This window comes from Microbacterium jejuense (assembly GCF_039544225.1).
GTDB lineage: Bacteria > Actinomycetota > Actinomycetes > Actinomycetales > Microbacteriaceae > Microbacterium > Microbacterium jejuense.
Genome location: NZ_BAABLG010000012.1, coordinates 26,865 through 44,221, shown reverse-complemented (window position 1 = coordinate 44,221; position 17,357 = coordinate 26,865). Strand labels below are relative to the sequence as shown.

Sequence of the window (17,357 nt, the reverse complement as noted above, 5' to 3'; positions counted from 1 at the left end):
TCACGCGATGATGGGGATGTCCTCGGTGGGCGGCGTGCCGTGCCGGCGCACCTTCAGCACGCGGAAGCCGCGCGCGGTCGCCGAGCGATGCACGCTGTAGCCGTGGGCGAACGTGGCCGCGAGCCAGCGCTGCAGCGAGTCGGAGCCGAGGTTGCGCTGCACGACCAGCCACGCATCGGCACGTTCGTCCAGGCGAGGGATCCAGCGTTCGAGCAGCCCGTGCAGCTCGTTCTTGCCCACGCGGATGGGCGGATTGGACCGGATCGTGCGGAACACCACGTCGTCGGGAACATCGTCGGGCAGCGTTGCGTTGACGTTGTCGAGTCCGAGAGCCTCGGCGTTGCGTCGCACGAGGTCGAGGGCGCGCTCGTTGACGTCGACCGCCCACACCGTGGCGTGCGGCGCCTCCAGCGCGAGACTCAGCGCGATCGGGCCCCAGCCGCAGCCCAGATCGAGGAAGTCGCCTCCGGCCGGAGGCGGCGGCGTGTTCGCCAGGAGCACGCCGGTTCCCGAGTCGACGTGGTCGGGGCTGAAGACGCCGCCGGCGGTGGTGACGTCGAGATCGCGGCCGGCCAGCTGGACGCGGACGCGTCGCAGATTCTCGGGACTGGCGGGGGTTGCACTGAAGTAGTGATCGCCGCCCATGGCTGACGAGCCTAGCGGAGGACCCACCCCTGTGCCCACCGGGCGCGACTAGAATTCACGGATGCCTCTGATCGGCCGATGATGGGCCGAAAACCGGCATCCACCGACACACGAAGGAACACATGACGGATACGACCACACCCCGCAGCACCGACGAGACCCCGGTGGACCCGGTGGATCGGGTGCTGTCGCGCGCCGAAGCGCGGTCCGGGGTGCACGTCTTCGGCGCCGCACAGGCGCTGCAGGACGAGGCCACGATCGGACGCGCCGACACCGACGGCGAGCAGTGGGACCGCGAGGAGCGCGCCGCGCTGCGCCGCGTGCCCGGGCTTTCCACCGAGCTCGAAGACGTCACCGAGGTCGAGTACCGCCAACTGCGGCTGGAGAACGTCGTGCTCGTGGGCGTGCACCCGCAGGGCGCGGCCGACGACGCCGAGAACTCGCTGCGCGAGCTTGCGGCGCTCGCCGAGACGGCCGGCGCGGTCGTGCTCGACGCGGTGCTGCAGCGGCGCCCTCACCCCGACCCGGCGACCTACATCGGTCGCGGCAAGGCCGAGGAGCTGCGCGACATCGTCGCGGCGGTCGGAGCCGACACCGTGATCGCCGACACCGAGCTCGCGCCCAGCCAGCGCCGCGCGCTGGAGGACGTCGTGAAGGTGAAGGTGATCGACCGCACGACGGTGATCCTCGACATCTTCAGCCAGCACGCCAAGAGCCGCGAGGGCAAGGCCCAGGTCGAGCTCGCGCAGCTGGAGTACCTGCTCCCGCGCCTGCGCGGCTGGGGCGAGTCGATGAGCCGCCAGGCCGGTGGCCAGGTCGGTGCCGGCGGTGCGGGCATGGGCTCGCGCGGTCCCGGTGAGACCAAGATCGAGCTGGACCGTCGCCGCATCCGCACGAAGATGGCGCAGCTGCGCAAGCAGATCCGCGACTTCGCACCGGCGCGCGACGCGAAGCGTGCCGAGCGCAAGCGCAACACGATCCCGTCGGTCGCGATCGCCGGATACACGAACGCCGGAAAGTCGTCGCTCCTGAACCGCCTGACGAGCGCGGGCGTCCTGGTCGAGAACGCGCTGTTCGCGACCCTGGATGCCACCGTGCGGCGTTCCGAGACGACCGATGGGCGCATCTACACCCTGACCGACACCGTCGGCTTCGTGCGCAACCTGCCCCACCAGCTCGTGGAGGCCTTCCGCTCGACGCTGGAGGAGGTCGGCGGGTCCGATGTCATCATCCACGTCGTCGACGGCTCGCACCCCGACCCGGCCGCCCAGCTGGCGACGGTGCGCGACGTGATCGGCGACGTCGGCGCGCGCGACATCCCCGAGCTCGTGGTCTTCAACAAGGCCGATCTCGTCGATGACGACACGCGCCTCGTGCTGCGTGGGCTGGAGCCCAAGGCGATCTTCGCGTCCTCGCGCACCGGCGAGGGGATCGAGGAGCTGCGTGCGGCGATCGAGGCGGCGCTGCCGCTTCCGGCCGTCGAGGTGCACGTGCTCGTGCCGTACGACCGCGGAGACCTCGTCTCGGCGATCCACGAACACGGCATGCTCCTGTCGCAGCAGCACGAAGAGGGCGGCACCGCGGTGCATGCCCGCGTCGGCGAGCACCTGGCGGCGAGGCTGGCGCCGTATGCCCGAGGCTGAGGGCTGGACCGTGCAGGATCACCTGCGCGGCCAGCCCGAAGAGAGCGTGGCGCTGTTCCGCGCGGTCGAGGCGATGATCCTCGCGCACGGCGAGGTCGTGCACTCCGTCTCCAAGACGACGATCACCTTCAAGGGGCCGCGGCGAGGGTTCGCCGGCGCGCGCCCCGACCGACGGGGTGTGATCGGATACCTCGATCTGATGCGGCCGCTCGACGCCGACCCGCGGATCGGGTCGGCGGCTCCGTACGGCCGTCGCCTGTTCGTCAACCACTTCCGCATCCACAGCGCCGACGAGCTCGACGAGACCTTCGCCGGCTGGGTCGACGAGGCCTACGCCGTCGGCTGCGGAGCCCACCTCGGCAGCTGACGCCGCCTCATTCGAGCGGGAGCGCCGGCACGCCGGGCGTCTCGAAGCCGAAGATCTGGCCGAGGAACGCGAGTTCGGCCTCGAGCGTCCGCACGATCGTGTCGGCGCCGCGGAAGCCGTGCCCTTCGCCCTCGAACGCCAGGTAGGCGTGGGCCACGCCGTTCGCGGCCAGGGCGTCGCGCACCGCCTCGGACTGCGACGGCGGCACGACCAGATCGTCCAGTCCCTGCTCGATGAGCAGCGGCGTGCGCAGTCGATCGAGGTGCGACAGGGGCGACCGCTCGATGTACAGCGCCTCGGACTCGGGGAGCGGCCCGACCATGCCGTCGAGGTAGCGCGCCTCGAAGTCGTGCGTGTCCTCGGCGAGGCGTCGCAGGTCGGCGACGCCGTAGCGGCTGATGCCGGCGCCGAACGCGTCGGAGTTCGTCACGGCGCACAGCACGGTCCAGCCGCCCGCCGACCCGCCCGCGACGGCGATGCGCGCCGGATCGGCGGTGCCGGCCCTGCCGATCCCGCGCGCGGCGGCGACCACGTCGTCGACGTCGACCACGCCCCACTGCCCGAGCAGACGCTCGCGATAGGCGCGGCCGTAGCCGGTCGAGCCGCCGTAGTTGACGTCGAGCACGCCGATGCCGCGGCTGGTCAGGTACGCGATCTTGCCGGATGCCGCACCCCCGACATGGCTCGTCGGACCGCCGTGCACGAACACGACGTACGGCGGCAGCTGGTCCTCCGGAGCGAAGGCGCCGGGATTCGTGGGCGGATAGTCGAACGCGTGCACCGGACCATGCGGCCCGGGGAGGGTGACGGCGCGGGGGAGCGGCATCCATTCGTCCCCCCACGGGGACGTGGCGCCGGCGATCACGCGGGACTCGGCGGGGCGGTCGACATCGACGAGCCACAGGCCGGCGCCGCGGGCGCCCGCGCCGGAGAGCAGCACGCGCGACCCGCGCGCGTCTTCGAGCGAGAGGTTGGTGACGGGGTCGACGAGGAGGGCGCGCTCATCGCCCGCCGGCGTGATCGCGACGAGCGTGTCGGCGCCGTTCGTGCGCACCGCGACGATGCGGCCGTCCTCGAGCACGGCGAACCAGCGCGTGCCCAGCGCCCACAGCGGCCCGCCGGTGTCGGCGTCGGCCGGTGCGACGGGTGAGGGGGTGTCGTCCGTCACGCGCGCCCGCCACAGGTTCCAGCGTCCGGTCGGGTCGTCGGCGAACACGAGCTCGTCCTCGCCGGTCCACTCCGGCTGCAGGGGCGACGAGCCGCCGCCGGCGAGTGTGCGCCACGAGTCCACCCGGCCGCCCTCGAGGCGCCCGACGCGGAGCTCTGCGCTGTCCCACGCCATGTGAGGGTGATCCCACGCGATCCACGCGAGATGCGTGCCGTCGGCCGACAGCGCAGGGTGCGCGACGAAATCGCTTCCGGCCACGACGGACTGCGGCCCCGAGCCGTCGGCGGCGATCTCGACCACGTCGCGCGGCGGCACGCGATCGGTCGTCGTGTGATCCTCGCGCACGGCCAGCAGACGCCCGTGCTGCAGCGTCAGCCCGCCGTAGCGGACGTCGCCGGCCTCCGGTGTCAACGGCGTCGGGTCGCCGGCGCCGGCCGAGAGCCGCCACACCCGCTGGTCGCCCTTCTCGACGAAGAAGAGGGTGCCGTCCTCGTGGGCGGTCCACGAGCCGCCGCCGTACTCGTGCACGCGCGACCGGGCACTCCACGGTGCGGGCAGCACGTCCACGACCGCGCCCGAGGCGTCACGCCGGCGCACGCCCGAGCGCCCCGCCTCCTCGGCGATCGACTCGCCCCACCACACGTCGTCGCCGACGAAACGGGCGCCTTCGATGCGGGCGGAGGATGCCGAGACCTCCGCCGCGGTGAGGGGGGAGATCCAGCTGCCGTAGGGGGCGGATGCGGGTGAGGTCACGCCCCCACGCTACGGTGTCCCGGACGCCGCCGCAGCGAAACAGAAGGTCACAGGAACCGCGGGCCCCGGAGGATCCGCTACGGTGGACGCATCGTCGCCCGGTCACGACCGGGCAGGAGCGACAGCCGAGCCCGGCACCCGCCCGCGATGACACCCCGTGCCCCACGGCACGAGCGGTGCCGCGGCCGACCGGGCTTTTTCCGTCTCGGCTGAGCCCCCTCCCCACAGGCAGCACTGTCCACCGGAGAAACACGATGCCGATCGACCTGAGCGCACCCCCCGTGCCGATCTCGTTCGAGGTGTACCCGCCTCGCACCGAGGCCGGCTGGCCTGCGCTGCACGAGACCATCCGGCATCTGGCGGGCGTCGGTCCCCGATTCATCTCGGTCACCTACGGCGCCGGCGGCTCGACCGGAGGGCGCTCGCTCGAACTGCTCACGCACATCCTTCGCGAGACCGACGTCGAGCCGCTCGCCCACCTCACCTGTGTCGGAAACACCTGGACGGGTGCGAACGCGCTCATCCGGGAGTTCCTGGATGCCGGGATCACGAGCTTCCTCGCGCTGCGCGGCGACCCGCCTGTCGGCGCCGCCCAGGACGACGCGTTCCTCGGCGACCTCGAGAGCGCCGCGCAGCTCGTGCAGCTCATCGACCGCGTGCAGTCCGAGCGCGAGCCGTACACCGAGGCGCCGATCCCCGGCGTGCCGGGGGCTGCGCGCGTCGACCGGCGGCCGAAGGTCGACATCGCGGTGGCGGCGTTCCCGAACGGCCACCCGCGCTCCCGTCACGCGACCGAGCACATCGACGCCCTGCTCGCCAAAGAGGCGGCGGGTGCGACGCTCGCCATCACGCAACTGTTCTTCGACGCCGACGACTATCTGGGCTTCGTCGCCGCGTCCCGCCAGGCCGGGGTGACGATCCCGATCCTGCCGGGCATCATGCCGATCACCTCGCCGGCGCGGCTGCGGCGGACGCTCGAGCTGACCGAGGTCCCGCGTCCCGACGCGCTCGCCGCGGCACTGGAGGCCGAGCAGACGACCGAGGGTCAGCGCGCCGCCGGTATCGCCCACGCCGCCGAGCTCGCCCGGGCCGTCCGCGACGGCGGAGCACCCGGCATCCACCTCTACGCCTTCAACAACCACGACATCGTGCTCGCGGTACTGCAGGACGCCGGGCTCCTCGCCTCGGCGTCACGAATGCCCGACGCCGTCCGCTGAGCCCGGGCGCCGCATCCCGTCGGAGGTCCGACGGGTCTCTTCGGCGACCCTGCACACGCCTGCCCGCCCAACGACACCCATCGAGACCGAAAGAGAGAACACGATGACCGACTCCCGCACCGCCTTCCCGCACGGGACGATCCTCGGCTACCCCCGCATCGGGCGGCGCCGCGAGCTCAAGCGCGCCGTCGAGGCCTACTGGGCCGGCACGATCGACGAGGCGACCCTCGAGGCGACAGCCGCCGAGCTGCGCCGTGCGACGCGCGCCCGGCTCGCCGAGCTCGGACTCGGCCGCGACGACTCGTCGATCCCCGAGTCGTTCTCGTTCTACGACCAGGTGCACGACGCCGCCGTCGCCGTGGGCGCGCTTCCGGAGCGCTTCGCCGCCCTCCGCGATGCCGACGGACGCATCGGTCTCGACGCCGCCTTCACGGCCGCGCGCGGCGCCGGCGAGGATGCGGCGCTCGAGATGACGAAGTGGTTCGACACGAACTACCACTACCTCGTGCCCGAGATCGGCCCCGGGACGGCGTTCTCGCTGTCCAGCGACAGGTTCGCCCGCCAGGTCGCCGAGGCCAAGGCCGACGGCTTCACGACCCGCCCGGTCGTCGTGGGCCCCGTGACACTCCTGGCCCTCGCGAAGGCCGCCGACGGCGCGCCGGCCGGCTTCGACCCGCTCGAGCGCCTCGACGACCTCGTTCCGGTGTACGTCGAGCTGCTCGCCGCCCTGCGGGCCGCCGGCGCCGAGTGGGTGCAGCTCGACGAGCCCGCGCTGGTAAGCGAGAGCCTCGCCGCGAGCCCCGTAGAGCTGGCGGATGCCGCGGCTCGCGCCTACGCGGTGCTCGGTGCCGCCGCCGACCGCCCGCGCGTGCTCGTGGCCGCCGGATACGCCCAGCTGTCGGCGCCGGCGTGGACCGCGCTGGCCACCGCACCGATCGAGGCGATCGCGCTCGACCTCAGCCGCGGCGCGGTGCCGGCAGCGGTCGACGGGCTCGCCGGCAAGACCCTCGTGGGGGGCGTGATCGACGGCCGCAACGTGTGGCGGGGCGACCTCGCCGCCGCGTGGGATCGCCTCGACGCCCTGCGCGCGCTCGGCGCCGCGCAGGTGAGCGCCGGCACGTCGACCTCGCTCCAGCACGTGCCGCACGACGTCGAGGACGAGGGAGCGCTGGACCCGCGCCTCGCGTCCTGGCTCGCCTTCGCGGACCAGAAGGCTGCGCAGGTCGTGACGCTCGCGTCGGGCCTGGTCGAGGGACGCGGAGCCATCGAGGACGCGGTGTCGGCGGCATCCCTCGCCCTCGCCGATCGCCGCTCGGCGCCGGGCGTGCGCGACGGCGCGGTGCGCGCCCAGGCCGCCGCGCTGCAGGCCGCGGACTTCGACCGCGGCGACTACGACGCGCGCGCCACTGCGCAGGACGCCGAGCTCGGCCTGCCGGTGCTGCCGACCACGACGATCGGCTCGTTCCCGCAGACCGGCGACATCCGTCGCGCCCGCGCCCGTCACGGTCGCGGCGAACTCTCGGCCGACGAGTACGAGGGCTTCCTGCGCGACGAGATCGCGCGCGTCGTGACGCTGCAGGAAGACCTCGGGCTCGACGTCCTCGTGCACGGCGAGGCCGAGCGCAACGACATGGTGCAGTACTTCGCCGAGAACCTCGACGGATTCGCCGTCACCGAGCACGGCTGGGTGCAGTCGTACGGCTCGCGCGCCACGCGGCCCTCGATCCTGTGGGGGGACGTCTCGCGTCCGGCGCCCATCACTGTCGACTGGTCGGTGTTCGCGCAGTCGCTCACCGACAAGCCGATGAAGGGCATGCTCACGGGGCCGGTGACGATCCTCGCGTGGTCGTTCGTGCGCGACGACCAGCCGCTCGGCGACACCGCGAACCAGGTCGCGCTGGCGCTGCGCGACGAGATCGCCGATCTCGAGGCGGCCGGCATCCGCGTCATCCAGGTCGACGAGCCCGCGCTGCGCGAGTTGCTGCCCCTCAAGAAGGCGGACCAGCCGGCATACCTCGACTGGTCGGTCGGGTCGTTCCGGCTCGCGACGGCCGGCGCCGCCCCCGCTACGCAGGTGCACACGCACCTGTGCTATTCGGAGTTCGACGTCGTCATCGACGCGATCGCGGCGCTGGACGCCGACGTGACCTCGATCGAGGCGGCGCGCAGCCGCGGCGAGGTGATCGGCGACATCGCGACGTCGGGCTTCGCGGCCGGCATCGGCCCGGGCGTCTACGACATCCACTCGCCGCGCGTGCCCGCCGTCGCCGAGATCGGCGCGCTGCTGGACCGTGCCGTCGCAGAGCTGCCGCTGCGTCGCGTGTGGGTCAACCCGGACTGCGGCCTCAAGACCCGCGGTTACGACGAGACCGTCGCGTCGCTGCGCAACCTCGTGGCGGCCACCGCCGGCGTGCGGGAGCGTCTGAACGCCTGATCCTGAACTCGCGAACGAGCAGGGCCGGTGCGGTCGCCCGCACCGGCCCTGCTCGTTTCCGGCTAGGCGCCCTTCGGCGGGCGAGGGGATGCCGCACCCTCGTCGCCAGTTCCGGCCGCAGGCCCGAGGTCGGGCAGCGGTGTCGTGTCGGCATCGGGCGAGGGGAGCGGGAGCGTGTCGTTCGTGCCCTCGTCGGCTGTCTCGGCGGGGTCGTCGGACGCCGACGCCGAGGCGCCCTCCGCCGCGGACGCGTCGTCGGAGCGCCGCGCCGCGGCGGCGCGCGCCGCGTCGTCGGGCCGCTTCTGCAGCAGCTCGAGCACCCAGGCGACCACGAGTGCGACGATCACCACGAGGGCGACGTCGCCACCCGAGAGGGGACGCAGCGCCATCAGCCAGATGACGGCGAGCACGATCACGATGGCGCGCACCAGCACGCGCTGACGGCCCATCCAGACCCCGAACCGGCCGGTGTCCAGGCCGCGCGCGGCCAGTGCGGCGCGGGCGCTCGCGTTCAGACCGCTGACGAACCCGCGGAAGCGGCGCGCGGGCTTCCAGCGACCGCTGACCCATCCGATCACGGCGATCAGCACGCCCAGCAGAGCCACGATCAGCGCCGTGCGGTGCATGTCGTCGACGAGCGCGTTGTAGATGACGTCGAGTGCCGACACCGACAGGTCGAGCTGGCTGGCGGCATTGGCCACGACGAGCGTGCCGACCGAGAACGTCGATGCCAGCGCCGCCCCGCCGATGAACAGGGCGATGCCGGTTCCGAGCACGGCGACCGGGCGGCGACGCGCGATCAGGATGCCGGCGACGAAGAGGCCGATGGTGATGAAGGGCAGCCACCAACCGGCGACGTCGGCGATCGCGTACACGGTGCGGATCGTGCTGACCGCCGACCCGTCGCCGATGATGATCGTCTTGTCGACCGCGGGGATGAGGGATGCCACCCCCACACCGCTGTCGACCAGCTTCTGTTTGACCTGCTCGATGATCGGCCCGAGCTTCATGCCCAGGCCCTCGTCTGTCAGCACGAAGACGCCGGCGCCGTCCGAGGTGGCGGTCGTCACGAGCGCGCGGTGCGCCGCGCGGACCGCGGTCGTCCACACGTCCGCGAACGCATCGGACTGCACGACGCGCGTGACGCCGGTCTCGACCAGATTGTGCAGCCCGTCGGCCGCCGGCTGCTGCAGCAGCTTGAGGGCGGCGGCGGCACGCGGGCCCAGACCGAGGTCAGAGATCCCGTCGATCACGTTGCCGGTGATCTCGGTGAAGTCGACCTTCGCGTCGACCGCGTCCATCGCCTCCGAGATGATGAGGTTCTGCACGTGCGGGTCCTGCGCGAGCGGCGCCAGCGTGGCCACGAACGTCTCTTCGTCCACAAGTTCGCTGCGCGCCCACGCGCCGACGATCGACGTGGGCACGAGGATCGTCGCCAGCACGATGCACAGTGCCGAGAAGAACGCCCGCCAGCGGGAGCCCTTCAGCCGCTCGTCCGACGCGGGGGTCGCGTCCTCGTCGGTCGTCGCTCTCAGGCGGGCGTTCTCGGCCTCGAGGGCTTCGAGCCTCGCACGCAGCGCGGCGGTGTCGTCGGCGGTGGTCGCATCGGCGGTCATTCCCCCCTTATAGCGCTTGCAGACGACATCCCGCCACCTCCCGCTCCGTCTGCCGTCGAAAGCGCCGGGGCTTGCGAGGGGCCGCGGCGTCAGACCGCGCGCAGGACCGCGACGACCTTGCCCAGCACGACGGCCTCGTCGCCCAGGATCGGCTCGAACGCGGAGTTGCGCGGGAGCAGCCAGGTGTGGCCGTCGCGCTGGCGGAACGTCTTGACTGTCGCCTCGCCGTCGAGCATCGCGGCGACGATGTCGCCGTTGTCGGCCGTGGCCTGGGAGCGGACGACGACCCAGTCGCCGTCGCAGATGGCCGCGTCGATCATCGACTCGCCCGACACCTTCAGCATGAACAGGTCGCCCTTGCCGACGAGCTGACGGGGGAGGGGGAAGATCTCCTCCACCTGCTGCTCGGCCGTGATGGGCACGCCGGCGGCGATCCGTCCGACCAGGGGCACCAGCGCCGCGTCGCCCAGCGCGGGCGCCGTGTCGGCCGGGTTCTCGGTGGATGCGCCGGGCAGGTCGATCAGCACCTCCATCGCGCGGGTCTTGCCCGCGTCGCGGCGGAGGTATCCGCTGAGCTCGAGCTGGTTGAGCTGGTGCGTGACGCTGGACAGCGACTTCAGGCCGACGGCGTCGCCGATCTCGCGCATGCTCGGCGGGTAGCCGTGACGGGCGATGGAGCGCTGGATCACCTCGAGGATCGCGAGCTGCTTGTCGCTGAGGCTCTTGCGTCGTCGGGTCTGTGGCTTGTCGCGACCGGCCGCGTCGCTCATGTCCGGCTCCGTCCTGCGCTGCGTCGTCGAGCGCTGTTTCTTCGAATGTCGGAGGCCCGTGGTGGGGTTCTCTTATCGAAACCGTATCCGGATCCATGCGCTGAGGGGAACAACCCCGCCGCGTGTCGCGTTCGACGGATATGCATCGGAATCGACTGTTGACATCGTTGAGAATCGAAGATAGCTTCGGAAAAGAGGTTCGGATTCCCCGCTCCCGGCCGAGCGGGGGATGCGAATCTCTCCCCAGCAGGAGGAGAACAGCATGACCGCGATCAGCTTCCCGTCGCCCGTCGCCGCGCCGGCCCGTGCCACGCGTCTCCGGCTGACCGTCCGCGGTCGCCGGGTCCTCGCTCTGCTGGCCGCGCTGCCCGCGCTCGTGGCGCTGGGCGCCGCTCTCGCGCTGGGCGGCGGTGCGGCCCTCGCCTCGCGCGACAGCGGCACTCCGGTCGACTCGTTCGAGACCGTGCTCGTGTCGGCGGGCGACACGCTGTGGTCGATCGCCGAAGAGGTCGCTCCCGGGCACGACCCCCGTGATGTCGTCGACCAGATCGCGCGGCTCAACGCGCTGACCGGCGTGTCGGTGCAGGCCGGCCAGCGACTGGCCATCCCCGCGCAGTACGCCGACGAGCACTGAGCCAGAGCGCGAGCGGTCGGTCGCTCTTCGTCACCTGGGGTTCGGCGACCCCGCACCGCTCTACCATGGGAGGGGTGAGTGCACGTCTCGAAGACCTCCCTTTACGCGCCGACCTCCGTGGGCAGAAGCCCTACGGCGCCCCGCAGGCCCCGCTCCCCGTGGCCCTGAACGTCAACGAGAACACGCATCCCGTTCCGCAGGACGTCGCCGACGACATCCTCGATTCGATCGCCCGTGCACTGCGCGATGTCAACCGCTACCCCGACCGCGAATTCACGGCTCTGCGTGAGGGCTTCGCCGACTATCTCGGGCACGGCCTGACCCGCGACCAGATCTGGGCGGCCAACGGCTCCAACGAGGTGCTGCAGCACATCCTGCAGGCCTTCGCAGGACCGGGGCGCACCGCCTTCGGCTTCTCGCCCACGTACTCCATGTATCCGCTGCTCACGCGCGGCACCGGCGCCCAGTGGGTGTCGGGCACCCGTTCCGACGACTACACGGTCAGCGCGTCCGACGCCGCCGCGCAGGTCGCCGACGCCGCACCCGACGTCGTGTTCCTGTGTGCGCCGAACAACCCGACCGGCACTCCGCTGGGTCTCGACGTGGTCGAGGCGGTGTACGAGGCGACCGACGGCATCGTGATCGTCGACGAGGCGTACTTCGAGTTCGCGCCCGCCGACGCGCGTTCGGCCCTCACCCTGCTGCCCGGGCGCGAGCGCCTCGTGGTCTCGCGCACCATGAGCAAGGCGTTCGCGTTCGCCGGCGCCCGCGTCGGCTACCTCGCCGCCGATCCCGCGCTGATCGATGCGCTGCGACTCGTCCGCCTGCCGTACCACCTGAGCGCGCTCACGCAGGCCGCCGCGTCGGCTGCACTGCGGCACGCGCCGGTGATGCTCGGCATGGTCGACGAGATCGTCGCCCAGCGCGACCGCATCACGGCGACAGTCGAGGCCCTGGGCTACAGGCCGCACGAGTCGTGGACGAACTTCGTGCTGTTCGGCGACGTCGACTACCCCGCCGAGACCTGGCAGGCGCTGTACGACCAGGGCGTGCTCATCCGCGACGTCGGGATCCCGCACCACCTGCGGGTCACGGCAGGCACCGCGGGCGAGACCACGGCGTTCCTCGACGCCCTCGCCTCGGTAGGATCGGCCGCATGAGCGCCGCACCTCGCACCGCATCCCTCCGGCGCGCGACCAGCGAGTCCACGGTCGAGCTCGACCTCGACCTCGACGGCACCGGCCGCAGCCGCATCGACTCGACGGTGCCCTTCTTCGACCACTTGCTGACCGCCTTCGCGAAGCACTCGCTGACCGACCTGACGGTGCGCGCGTCGGGCGACACCGACATCGACGCGCACCACACCGTCGAAGACATCTCGATCGTGCTCGGTCAGGCGATCCGCGAGGCCCTGGGCGACAAGTCGGGGATCTCGCGCTACGGCGACGCGCTGGTCCCGCTGGACGAGGCGCTCGCGCAGGCCGTCGTCGACATCAGCGGCCGACCGTACCTCGTGCACACCGGCGAGCCGGCAGGCTTCGAGCACCACCTCATCGGCGGGCACTTCACCGGCTCACTCGTACGCCACACGTTCGAGGCGATCTCGTTCAACGCGGCCCTCACCGTCCACGTCAACGTCCTCGCAGGGCGTGACCCGCACCACATCGCCGAGGCGGAGTACAAGGCGTTCGCGCGCGCGTTCCGCCAGGCCAAGGCCCTCGATCCGCTGGTGGACGGCATCCCGAGCACGAAGGGTGCGCTGTGACCGACGACGACGCCCGCAACGAGGGCGACAAGCCGGTCGTGGCGGTGCTCGACTACGGGTCGGGCAACGTGCACTCCGCCGTCAAGGCGCTCATCGCCGCAGGGGCGGACGCGCGGCTCACCTCCGACCGCGGACTCGTGATGGATGCCGACGGCCTGTTCGTGCCGGGCGTCGGGGCGTTCCGCGCCGTGGCCGAGGCGCTCCGGGCGAGCCGCGGCGACGAGCTCATCGAGCGGCGGCTGGCCGGCGGGCGCGCCGTGCTGGGGGTGTGCGTCGGCATGCAGATCTTCTTCGAGCGCGGCGTGGAACGCGCGGTCGACACCGAGGGCCTCGGCGAGTGGCCGGGCGTGGTCACCGAGCTCGATGCACCGGTCCTGCCGCACATGGGCTGGAACACGGTGCAGGCGGGCGACGGATCGCGGCTGTTCCGCGGCATCGAGGACGAGCGGTTCTACTTCGTGCACTCGTTCGGTGCGCAGAAGTGGCTGCTGGAGGTCCAGCCGCCGTTCCCCGAGCCGGTGCTGACGTGGTGCGACTACGGCACGCCGTTCCTCGCGGCGGTCGAGAACGGGCCGCTGTCGGCCACGCAGTTCCACCCCGAGAAGTCGGGCGATGCGGGCATCCGGCTTCTGACGAATTGGATCGACGGGCTCCGCGCAGCTACCCTCTGAACTCGTGCCCGTCCGCGCCGGCGCCCGCCGCGCGTGACCCCGTCCGCACGCACATGACTTGATCAGCCAGGAAAACATGAACGATTTCGCGTCTACGCCCAAGCTTGTCCTCCTGCCCGCCGTCGACGTCGCAGACGGCAAGGCGGTCCGCCTCACCCAGGGTGAGGCAGGAACCGAGACGAGCTACGGCGACCCCGTCGACGCCGCGCTGGACTTCGCCCGTCAGGGGGCGGAGTGGATCCACCTCGTCGACCTGGATGCGGCGTTCGGCCGCGGCAGCAACGCCGCCGTGCTGCGTCGCGCGATCAAGCAGGTCAAGGGCGTTCAGGTCGAGCTGTCCGGCGGCATCCGCGACGACCGCACGCTGGAGGCGGCGCTCGAGAGCGGCGCCTCGCGCATCAACCTCGGCACCGCGGCGCTGGAGAACCCGGAGTGGGCGGCTGATGTCATCAGCCGTTACGGCGACGCGATCGCCGTCGGGCTCGACGTGCGCGGCACGACGCTCGCGGCGCGCGGCTGGACCCGCGAGGGCGGCGACCTGTGGACGGTGCTCGATCGCCTCGAGGCCGCCGGCTGCAGCCGCTACGTCGTCACCGACGTGACCAAGGACGGCACCCTCAAGGGTCCGAACCTCGACCTGCTGCGCGAGCTGACCACGCGCACCCCGAAGCCGATCGTCGCCTCGGGCGGTGTCTCGAGCCTCGACGACATCGCAGCGCTGCGCGAGCTCGTGCCGCTGGGCGTCGAGGGCGCGATCGTCGGCAAGGCGCTGTACGCGGGCGCCTTCACGCTCGCCGAGGCGCTGGATGTCGCCGGACACTGATCCCGCCGCGGGCGGCCACGCGCACCACGGCGCCGCCGATTCGGCCGGCGTCCCGTGGGAGGGACGCAGCTTCCACAGCAATCCGCACGCCGCCGACGACGGTTCGGCCGATCCGGCGCTGCTGGCCGCGCTGACCGGATTCCGTGCGGGAACGGCCTCTCAGGCCGACGTCGTCGACGCGTACCGCGCGGCGCGCCTGCTGATCCCGCTGATCTCCGACAAGGGAGATCACGGCATCGGCCCCCACGGCCTCGAGGTCGACAAGACGCAGGAACTGTCGATCGTGACGGTCGCCGCGCCCGACGGCCGGCGCGTGCTGCCGGTGTTCACGTCGGTCGACACGATGAGGCGATGGGATGCCGCAGCCCGGCCGGTCCCGGCGGACGGCGTCCGCACCGCCCTCGCGGCGGCCGCCGACGACACCGACCTGATCGTCGTCGATCCCGGGTCGGCGACCGAGTTCGTGATCCGCCGGCCCGCCGTCTGGGCGATCGGCCAGGGCTCCGCGTGGGAGCCGAGCTTCCTGTCGGCCGAGGTCGTGGCGGGGCTGCACCAGAGCATCGGCGGCGAACTGGCGGTCATCGACCTCGTCGTCGAGTCCGGCGACCCCGAGGCGCGGCTGCGCGGACCCGAGCTGATCGTGCGCCTGCAGCTGATGCGGGGGCTGGAGAAGGACGAGCTCGACGCGGTGCTCGCGCGGCTCGCGAAGCGCTGGGCGGCCGACGACCGCATCGCGGTGCTCGTCGACTCGCTCACCGTCAAACTCGTGCGGGCCTGACCGCGACAGACAGCCCGCTTCGGGCATAGAGTCCTCCTGTCTCACGACGGCAGCTTCCGCAGCAGGAGGTCGCAATGGTGCATCCCGAATCCGACGCGTTCCCGCGTGCGCTCGACGCGGCGGCCGAGTCCGCCCTCGCGTGGCTCGCCGCCCTCGACGACCGCCCCATTCCGCCGCGCGTGGGCGTCGACGCCGTCAAGGACGCGCTCGGACGGGATCTCGGCGATGACGCCACCGATCCCGAGGCTGTCGTGCGCCGGCTGGCGGCCGCCGTGGAGCCGGGGCTGATGGGCATGCCGAGCGCCCGGTTCTTCGGCTGGGTGATCGGCGGGACGCAGCCGGCCGCGCTCGCGGCGGACTGGCTGGTGTCGGCGTGGGATCAGAACACCGCGCTGCGCGCCGTCACGCCGGGTGTGGTGGCGGCCGAGGAGCTCGCGGGGGAGTGGATCCTCGACCTGCTGGGGCTTCCGCCCGGCTCGGACGTCGGGTTCGTCACGGGTGCCACGATCGCGAACTTCACGTGCCTGGCGGCCGCACGCGACGCGGTGCTGCGCGATGTCGGCTGGGACTCCTCGATCCAGGGGCTCGCGGGCGGACCGCGCGTGCGGGTGATCGTCGGGGAGGAGCGGCACGACACCGTCGATCACGCGGTCCGCATGCTCGGGCTGGGCGCTCCCGTCGTGGTTCCCGTGGACGACCAGGGGCGGATCGACGTCGCCGCGCTGGAGGCCGAGCTGGCGATGGACCACGGTCCGACTGTCGTGGTGCTGCAGGCCGGCAACCTCCACTCGGGAGCGTTCGACGACTTCGGGGCCGCGATCGACCTGGCCCACCTCGCCGGTGCCTGGGTGCACGTCGACGGCGCTTTCGGGCTGTGGGCGGCGGCATCCCCTCGCACGCGTCCGCTCGTCCTCGACGTCGAGCGGGCCGACTCCTGGGCGACCGACGCGCACAAGACGCTGAGCGTGCCGTACGACTGCGGCATCGCGATCGTCGCCGACCCGGCGGCGATGCGCGCCGCGATGGGCATGACGGCGAGCTACCTCAGCCGCACCGCGAGCGTCGATCATGCCGACCCTCACGACCGGGTGCCCGAGCTGTCGCGGCGTGCGCGCGGCGTGCCGACCTATGCGGCGCTGCGCGCGATGGGCCGCGACGGCGTCACCGCGCTCGTGGAACGGCTGACGGATGCCGCCACGGCACTCGCCGCCGGCCTGTCCAGGCTTCCGGGGGTCGAGGTGCTGGGCGAGGTCGTCTTCACGCAGGTGTGCGTCGCCCGCGCGGACGATGAGGCCACGGATGCGTGGGCCGACGCGCTGCGTGCGGACGGTGTCGCCTTCGCGTCGTCGTCCCGCTGGCGCGGACGCTCGGTGCTGCGCTTCTCGGTCAGCAACTGGGGGACCGATGCCGCCCAGGTCGAGCGGACGCTCGCGGCCGCGGCATCCGCCCTGGCCCGCGTCAGTTGACCGGGCCGGTCCACTTCTCGCCGGGGCCCTGCCCGATCGGATCGGGGATGACGGATGCCTCACGGAACGCGAGCTGCACCGAGCGCAGGCCGTCGCGCAGCGAGCGTGCGTGCATGTCGCTGATCTCGGGGGCGCCGGCGGTGACGAGCCCGGCGAGGGCGTTGATGAGCTTGCGCGCCTCGTCGAGGTCGGTCTGCGTGGCGGGGTCGTCGGCGAGGCCGACCTTGACCGCGGCCGCGCTCAGCAGGTGAACCGCGGTCGTGGTGATCACCTCGACGGCGGGCACGTCCGCGATGTCGCGGGTCGCGGATGCCGCCACCCGTTCCTGCTCCTCCCAGCGGGCCTGACGCTCCGCGTCCACCGCCGCAGCGCTCGTCTGGTCGCCGTCCTGGTCTCGAATCGTGTCCACGCCGTTCTCTCTGATAGACTGCTGCGGTCTCCGGTGCGTTCTGCATCGGATCGGAAAGTGGATCACATCCCACCCGCGCTTGCCGTTCCAGGCTACCGGGTCATGCACTCCGCCCCGACCGCTTGCGGCAGGGGTAGTTCAGGGTGCGAGAGCCGGCGCTCGCGTCGTGCCGGGTGGAATGCGTGACTCTTTCCGCGA

Annotated in this window: 16 protein-coding genes; 11 read left to right on the top strand and 5 right to left on the bottom strand. The window is 72.2% G+C overall.

Features of this window, described 5'->3' with window-relative positions:
- Positions 1 to 645, bottom strand: a complete 645-nt coding sequence (locus ABEA46_RS17625; RefSeq protein ID WP_345546367.1) for a class I SAM-dependent methyltransferase — start codon at positions 643 to 645, stop codon at positions 1 to 3.
- A gap of 311 nt (positions 646 to 956) precedes the next feature.
- Here ABEA46_RS17625 and hflX point away from each other — a divergent pair, with 311 nt between their 5' ends.
- Positions 957 to 2,288: a GTPase HflX gene (gene hflX / locus ABEA46_RS17620; RefSeq protein WP_425563225.1), complete on the top strand. Its 1,332-nt coding sequence runs from the start codon at positions 957 to 959 to the stop codon at positions 2,286 to 2,288.
- A complete protein-coding gene (locus ABEA46_RS17615) occupies positions 2,275 to 2,655 on the top strand; it encodes a DUF5655 domain-containing protein (RefSeq protein WP_345546363.1) in 381 nt (126 codons plus the stop codon). The genes hflX and ABEA46_RS17615 overlap by 14 nt, the downstream gene beginning before the upstream one ends.
- A 7-nt stretch (positions 2,656 to 2,662) precedes the next feature.
- Here the strand turns inward: ABEA46_RS17615 and ABEA46_RS17610 are convergent, their stop codons facing one another.
- Positions 2,663 to 4,576 (bottom strand): S9 family peptidase, encoded by a 1,914-nt coding sequence (locus ABEA46_RS17610; RefSeq protein ID WP_345546361.1) that lies wholly within the window; start codon positions 4,574 to 4,576, stop codon positions 2,663 to 2,665.
- 254 nt (positions 4,577 to 4,830) lie between these two features.
- On the opposite strand from ABEA46_RS17610, the gene ABEA46_RS17605 reads away from it, so the two are divergent.
- Positions 4,831 to 5,793: a methylenetetrahydrofolate reductase gene (locus ABEA46_RS17605; RefSeq protein WP_345546359.1), complete on the top strand. Its 963-nt coding sequence runs from the start codon at positions 4,831 to 4,833 to the stop codon at positions 5,791 to 5,793.
- A 103-nt stretch (positions 5,794 to 5,896) separates the two neighbouring features.
- Positions 5,897 to 8,227, top strand: a complete 2,331-nt coding sequence (gene metE, locus ABEA46_RS17600) for a 5-methyltetrahydropteroyltriglutamate--homocysteine S-methyltransferase (RefSeq protein WP_345546357.1) — start codon at positions 5,897 to 5,899, stop codon at positions 8,225 to 8,227.
- Between the two features lie 62 nt (positions 8,228 to 8,289).
- Here metE and ABEA46_RS17595 read toward each other — a convergent pair whose 3' ends face one another.
- Complete coding sequence (locus ABEA46_RS17595) at positions 8,290 to 9,843, bottom strand: hypothetical protein (RefSeq protein ID WP_345546355.1); 1,554 nt, start codon at positions 9,841 to 9,843, stop codon at positions 8,290 to 8,292.
- A gap of 89 nt (positions 9,844 to 9,932) precedes the next feature.
- Positions 9,933 to 10,613: a transcriptional repressor LexA gene (gene lexA / locus ABEA46_RS17590; protein WP_345546353.1), complete on the bottom strand. Its 681-nt coding sequence runs from the start codon at positions 10,611 to 10,613 to the stop codon at positions 9,933 to 9,935.
- Between the two features lie 262 nt (positions 10,614 to 10,875).
- Between lexA and ABEA46_RS17585 the strand changes: the two genes are divergently transcribed.
- The 7 genes from ABEA46_RS17585 to ABEA46_RS17555 all read left to right on the top strand — a co-directional run bounded on the left by ABEA46_RS17585 (position 10,876) and on the right by ABEA46_RS17555 (position 16,750).
- Positions 10,876 to 11,247 (top strand): LysM peptidoglycan-binding domain-containing protein, encoded by a 372-nt coding sequence (locus ABEA46_RS17585; protein WP_345546351.1) that lies wholly within the window; start codon positions 10,876 to 10,878, stop codon positions 11,245 to 11,247.
- Between the two features lie 65 nt (positions 11,248 to 11,312).
- The gene (locus ABEA46_RS17580; RefSeq protein WP_345546349.1) at positions 11,313 to 12,407 is read left to right on the top strand and encodes a histidinol-phosphate transaminase; all 1,095 of its coding nucleotides are present in this window, start codon (positions 11,313 to 11,315) and stop codon (positions 12,405 to 12,407) included.
- On the top strand, positions 12,404 to 13,012 hold the full coding sequence (hisB, locus tag ABEA46_RS17575) for an imidazoleglycerol-phosphate dehydratase HisB (protein ID WP_345546348.1): 609 nt from the start codon (positions 12,404 to 12,406) through the stop codon (positions 13,010 to 13,012). Before ABEA46_RS17580 ends, hisB begins: the two co-directional genes overlap by 4 nt.
- On the top strand, positions 13,009 to 13,683 hold the full coding sequence (gene hisH / locus ABEA46_RS17570) for an imidazole glycerol phosphate synthase subunit HisH (RefSeq protein WP_345546346.1): 675 nt from the start codon (positions 13,009 to 13,011) through the stop codon (positions 13,681 to 13,683). The genes hisB and hisH overlap by 4 nt, the downstream gene beginning before the upstream one ends.
- 76 nt (positions 13,684 to 13,759) lie before the next feature.
- Positions 13,760 to 14,506 carry a bifunctional 1-(5-phosphoribosyl)-5-((5-phosphoribosylamino)methylideneamino)imidazole-4-carboxamide isomerase/phosphoribosylanthranilate isomerase PriA gene (priA, locus tag ABEA46_RS17565; RefSeq protein ID WP_191173307.1) on the top strand — a complete coding sequence of 249 codons (747 nt, stop codon included), beginning with the start codon at positions 13,760 to 13,762 and terminating at the stop codon, positions 14,504 to 14,506.
- Positions 14,490 to 15,284: an SseB family protein gene (locus ABEA46_RS17560; RefSeq protein WP_345546343.1), complete on the top strand. Its 795-nt coding sequence runs from the start codon at positions 14,490 to 14,492 to the stop codon at positions 15,282 to 15,284. The genes priA and ABEA46_RS17560 overlap by 17 nt, the downstream gene beginning before the upstream one ends.
- A 74-nt stretch (positions 15,285 to 15,358) precedes the next feature.
- Positions 15,359 to 16,750 (top strand): pyridoxal phosphate-dependent decarboxylase family protein, encoded by a 1,392-nt coding sequence (locus ABEA46_RS17555; RefSeq protein ID WP_345546341.1) that lies wholly within the window; start codon positions 15,359 to 15,361, stop codon positions 16,748 to 16,750.
- On the opposite strand, the gene ABEA46_RS17550 is transcribed toward ABEA46_RS17555, so the two are convergent.
- A complete protein-coding gene (locus tag ABEA46_RS17550) occupies positions 16,743 to 17,159 on the bottom strand; it encodes a DUF1844 domain-containing protein (protein WP_425563214.1) in 417 nt (138 codons plus the stop codon). The two genes, ABEA46_RS17555 and ABEA46_RS17550, sit on opposite strands and share 8 nt — an antisense overlap.
- Between the last annotated feature and the right edge of the window lie 198 nt (positions 17,160 to 17,357).

What these genes read in the sequence shown, in the direction of transcription:
- ABEA46_RS17625 (WP_345546367.1), bottom strand. Translation starts at nt 645, where the DNA reads ATGGGCGGCGATCACTACTTCAGTGCAACCCCCGCCAGTCCCGAGAAT.
- ABEA46_RS17615 (WP_345546363.1), top strand. Translation starts at nt 2,275, where the DNA reads ATGCCCGAGGCTGAGGGCTGGACCGTGCAGGATCACCTGCGCGGCCAG.
- ABEA46_RS17605 (WP_345546359.1), top strand. Translation starts at nt 4,831, where the DNA reads ATGCCGATCGACCTGAGCGCACCCCCCGTGCCGATCTCGTTCGAGGTG.
- metE (WP_345546357.1), top strand. Translation starts at nt 5,897, where the DNA reads ATGACCGACTCCCGCACCGCCTTCCCGCACGGGACGATCCTCGGCTAC.
- ABEA46_RS17595 (WP_345546355.1), bottom strand. Translation starts at nt 9,843, where the DNA reads ATGACCGCCGATGCGACCACCGCCGACGACACCGCCGCGCTGCGTGCG.
- lexA (WP_345546353.1), bottom strand. Translation starts at nt 10,613, where the DNA reads ATGAGCGACGCGGCCGGTCGCGACAAGCCACAGACCCGACGACGCAAG.
- ABEA46_RS17585 (WP_345546351.1), top strand. Translation starts at nt 10,876, where the DNA reads ATGACCGCGATCAGCTTCCCGTCGCCCGTCGCCGCGCCGGCCCGTGCC.
- ABEA46_RS17580 (WP_345546349.1), top strand. Translation starts at nt 11,313, where the DNA reads ATGGGAGGGGTGAGTGCACGTCTCGAAGACCTCCCTTTACGCGCCGAC.
- hisB (WP_345546348.1), top strand. Translation starts at nt 12,404, where the DNA reads ATGAGCGCCGCACCTCGCACCGCATCCCTCCGGCGCGCGACCAGCGAG.
- priA (WP_191173307.1), top strand. Translation starts at nt 13,760, where the DNA reads ATGAACGATTTCGCGTCTACGCCCAAGCTTGTCCTCCTGCCCGCCGTC.
- ABEA46_RS17560 (WP_345546343.1), top strand. Translation starts at nt 14,490, where the DNA reads ATGTCGCCGGACACTGATCCCGCCGCGGGCGGCCACGCGCACCACGGC.
- ABEA46_RS17555 (WP_345546341.1), top strand. Translation starts at nt 15,359, where the DNA reads ATGGTGCATCCCGAATCCGACGCGTTCCCGCGTGCGCTCGACGCGGCG.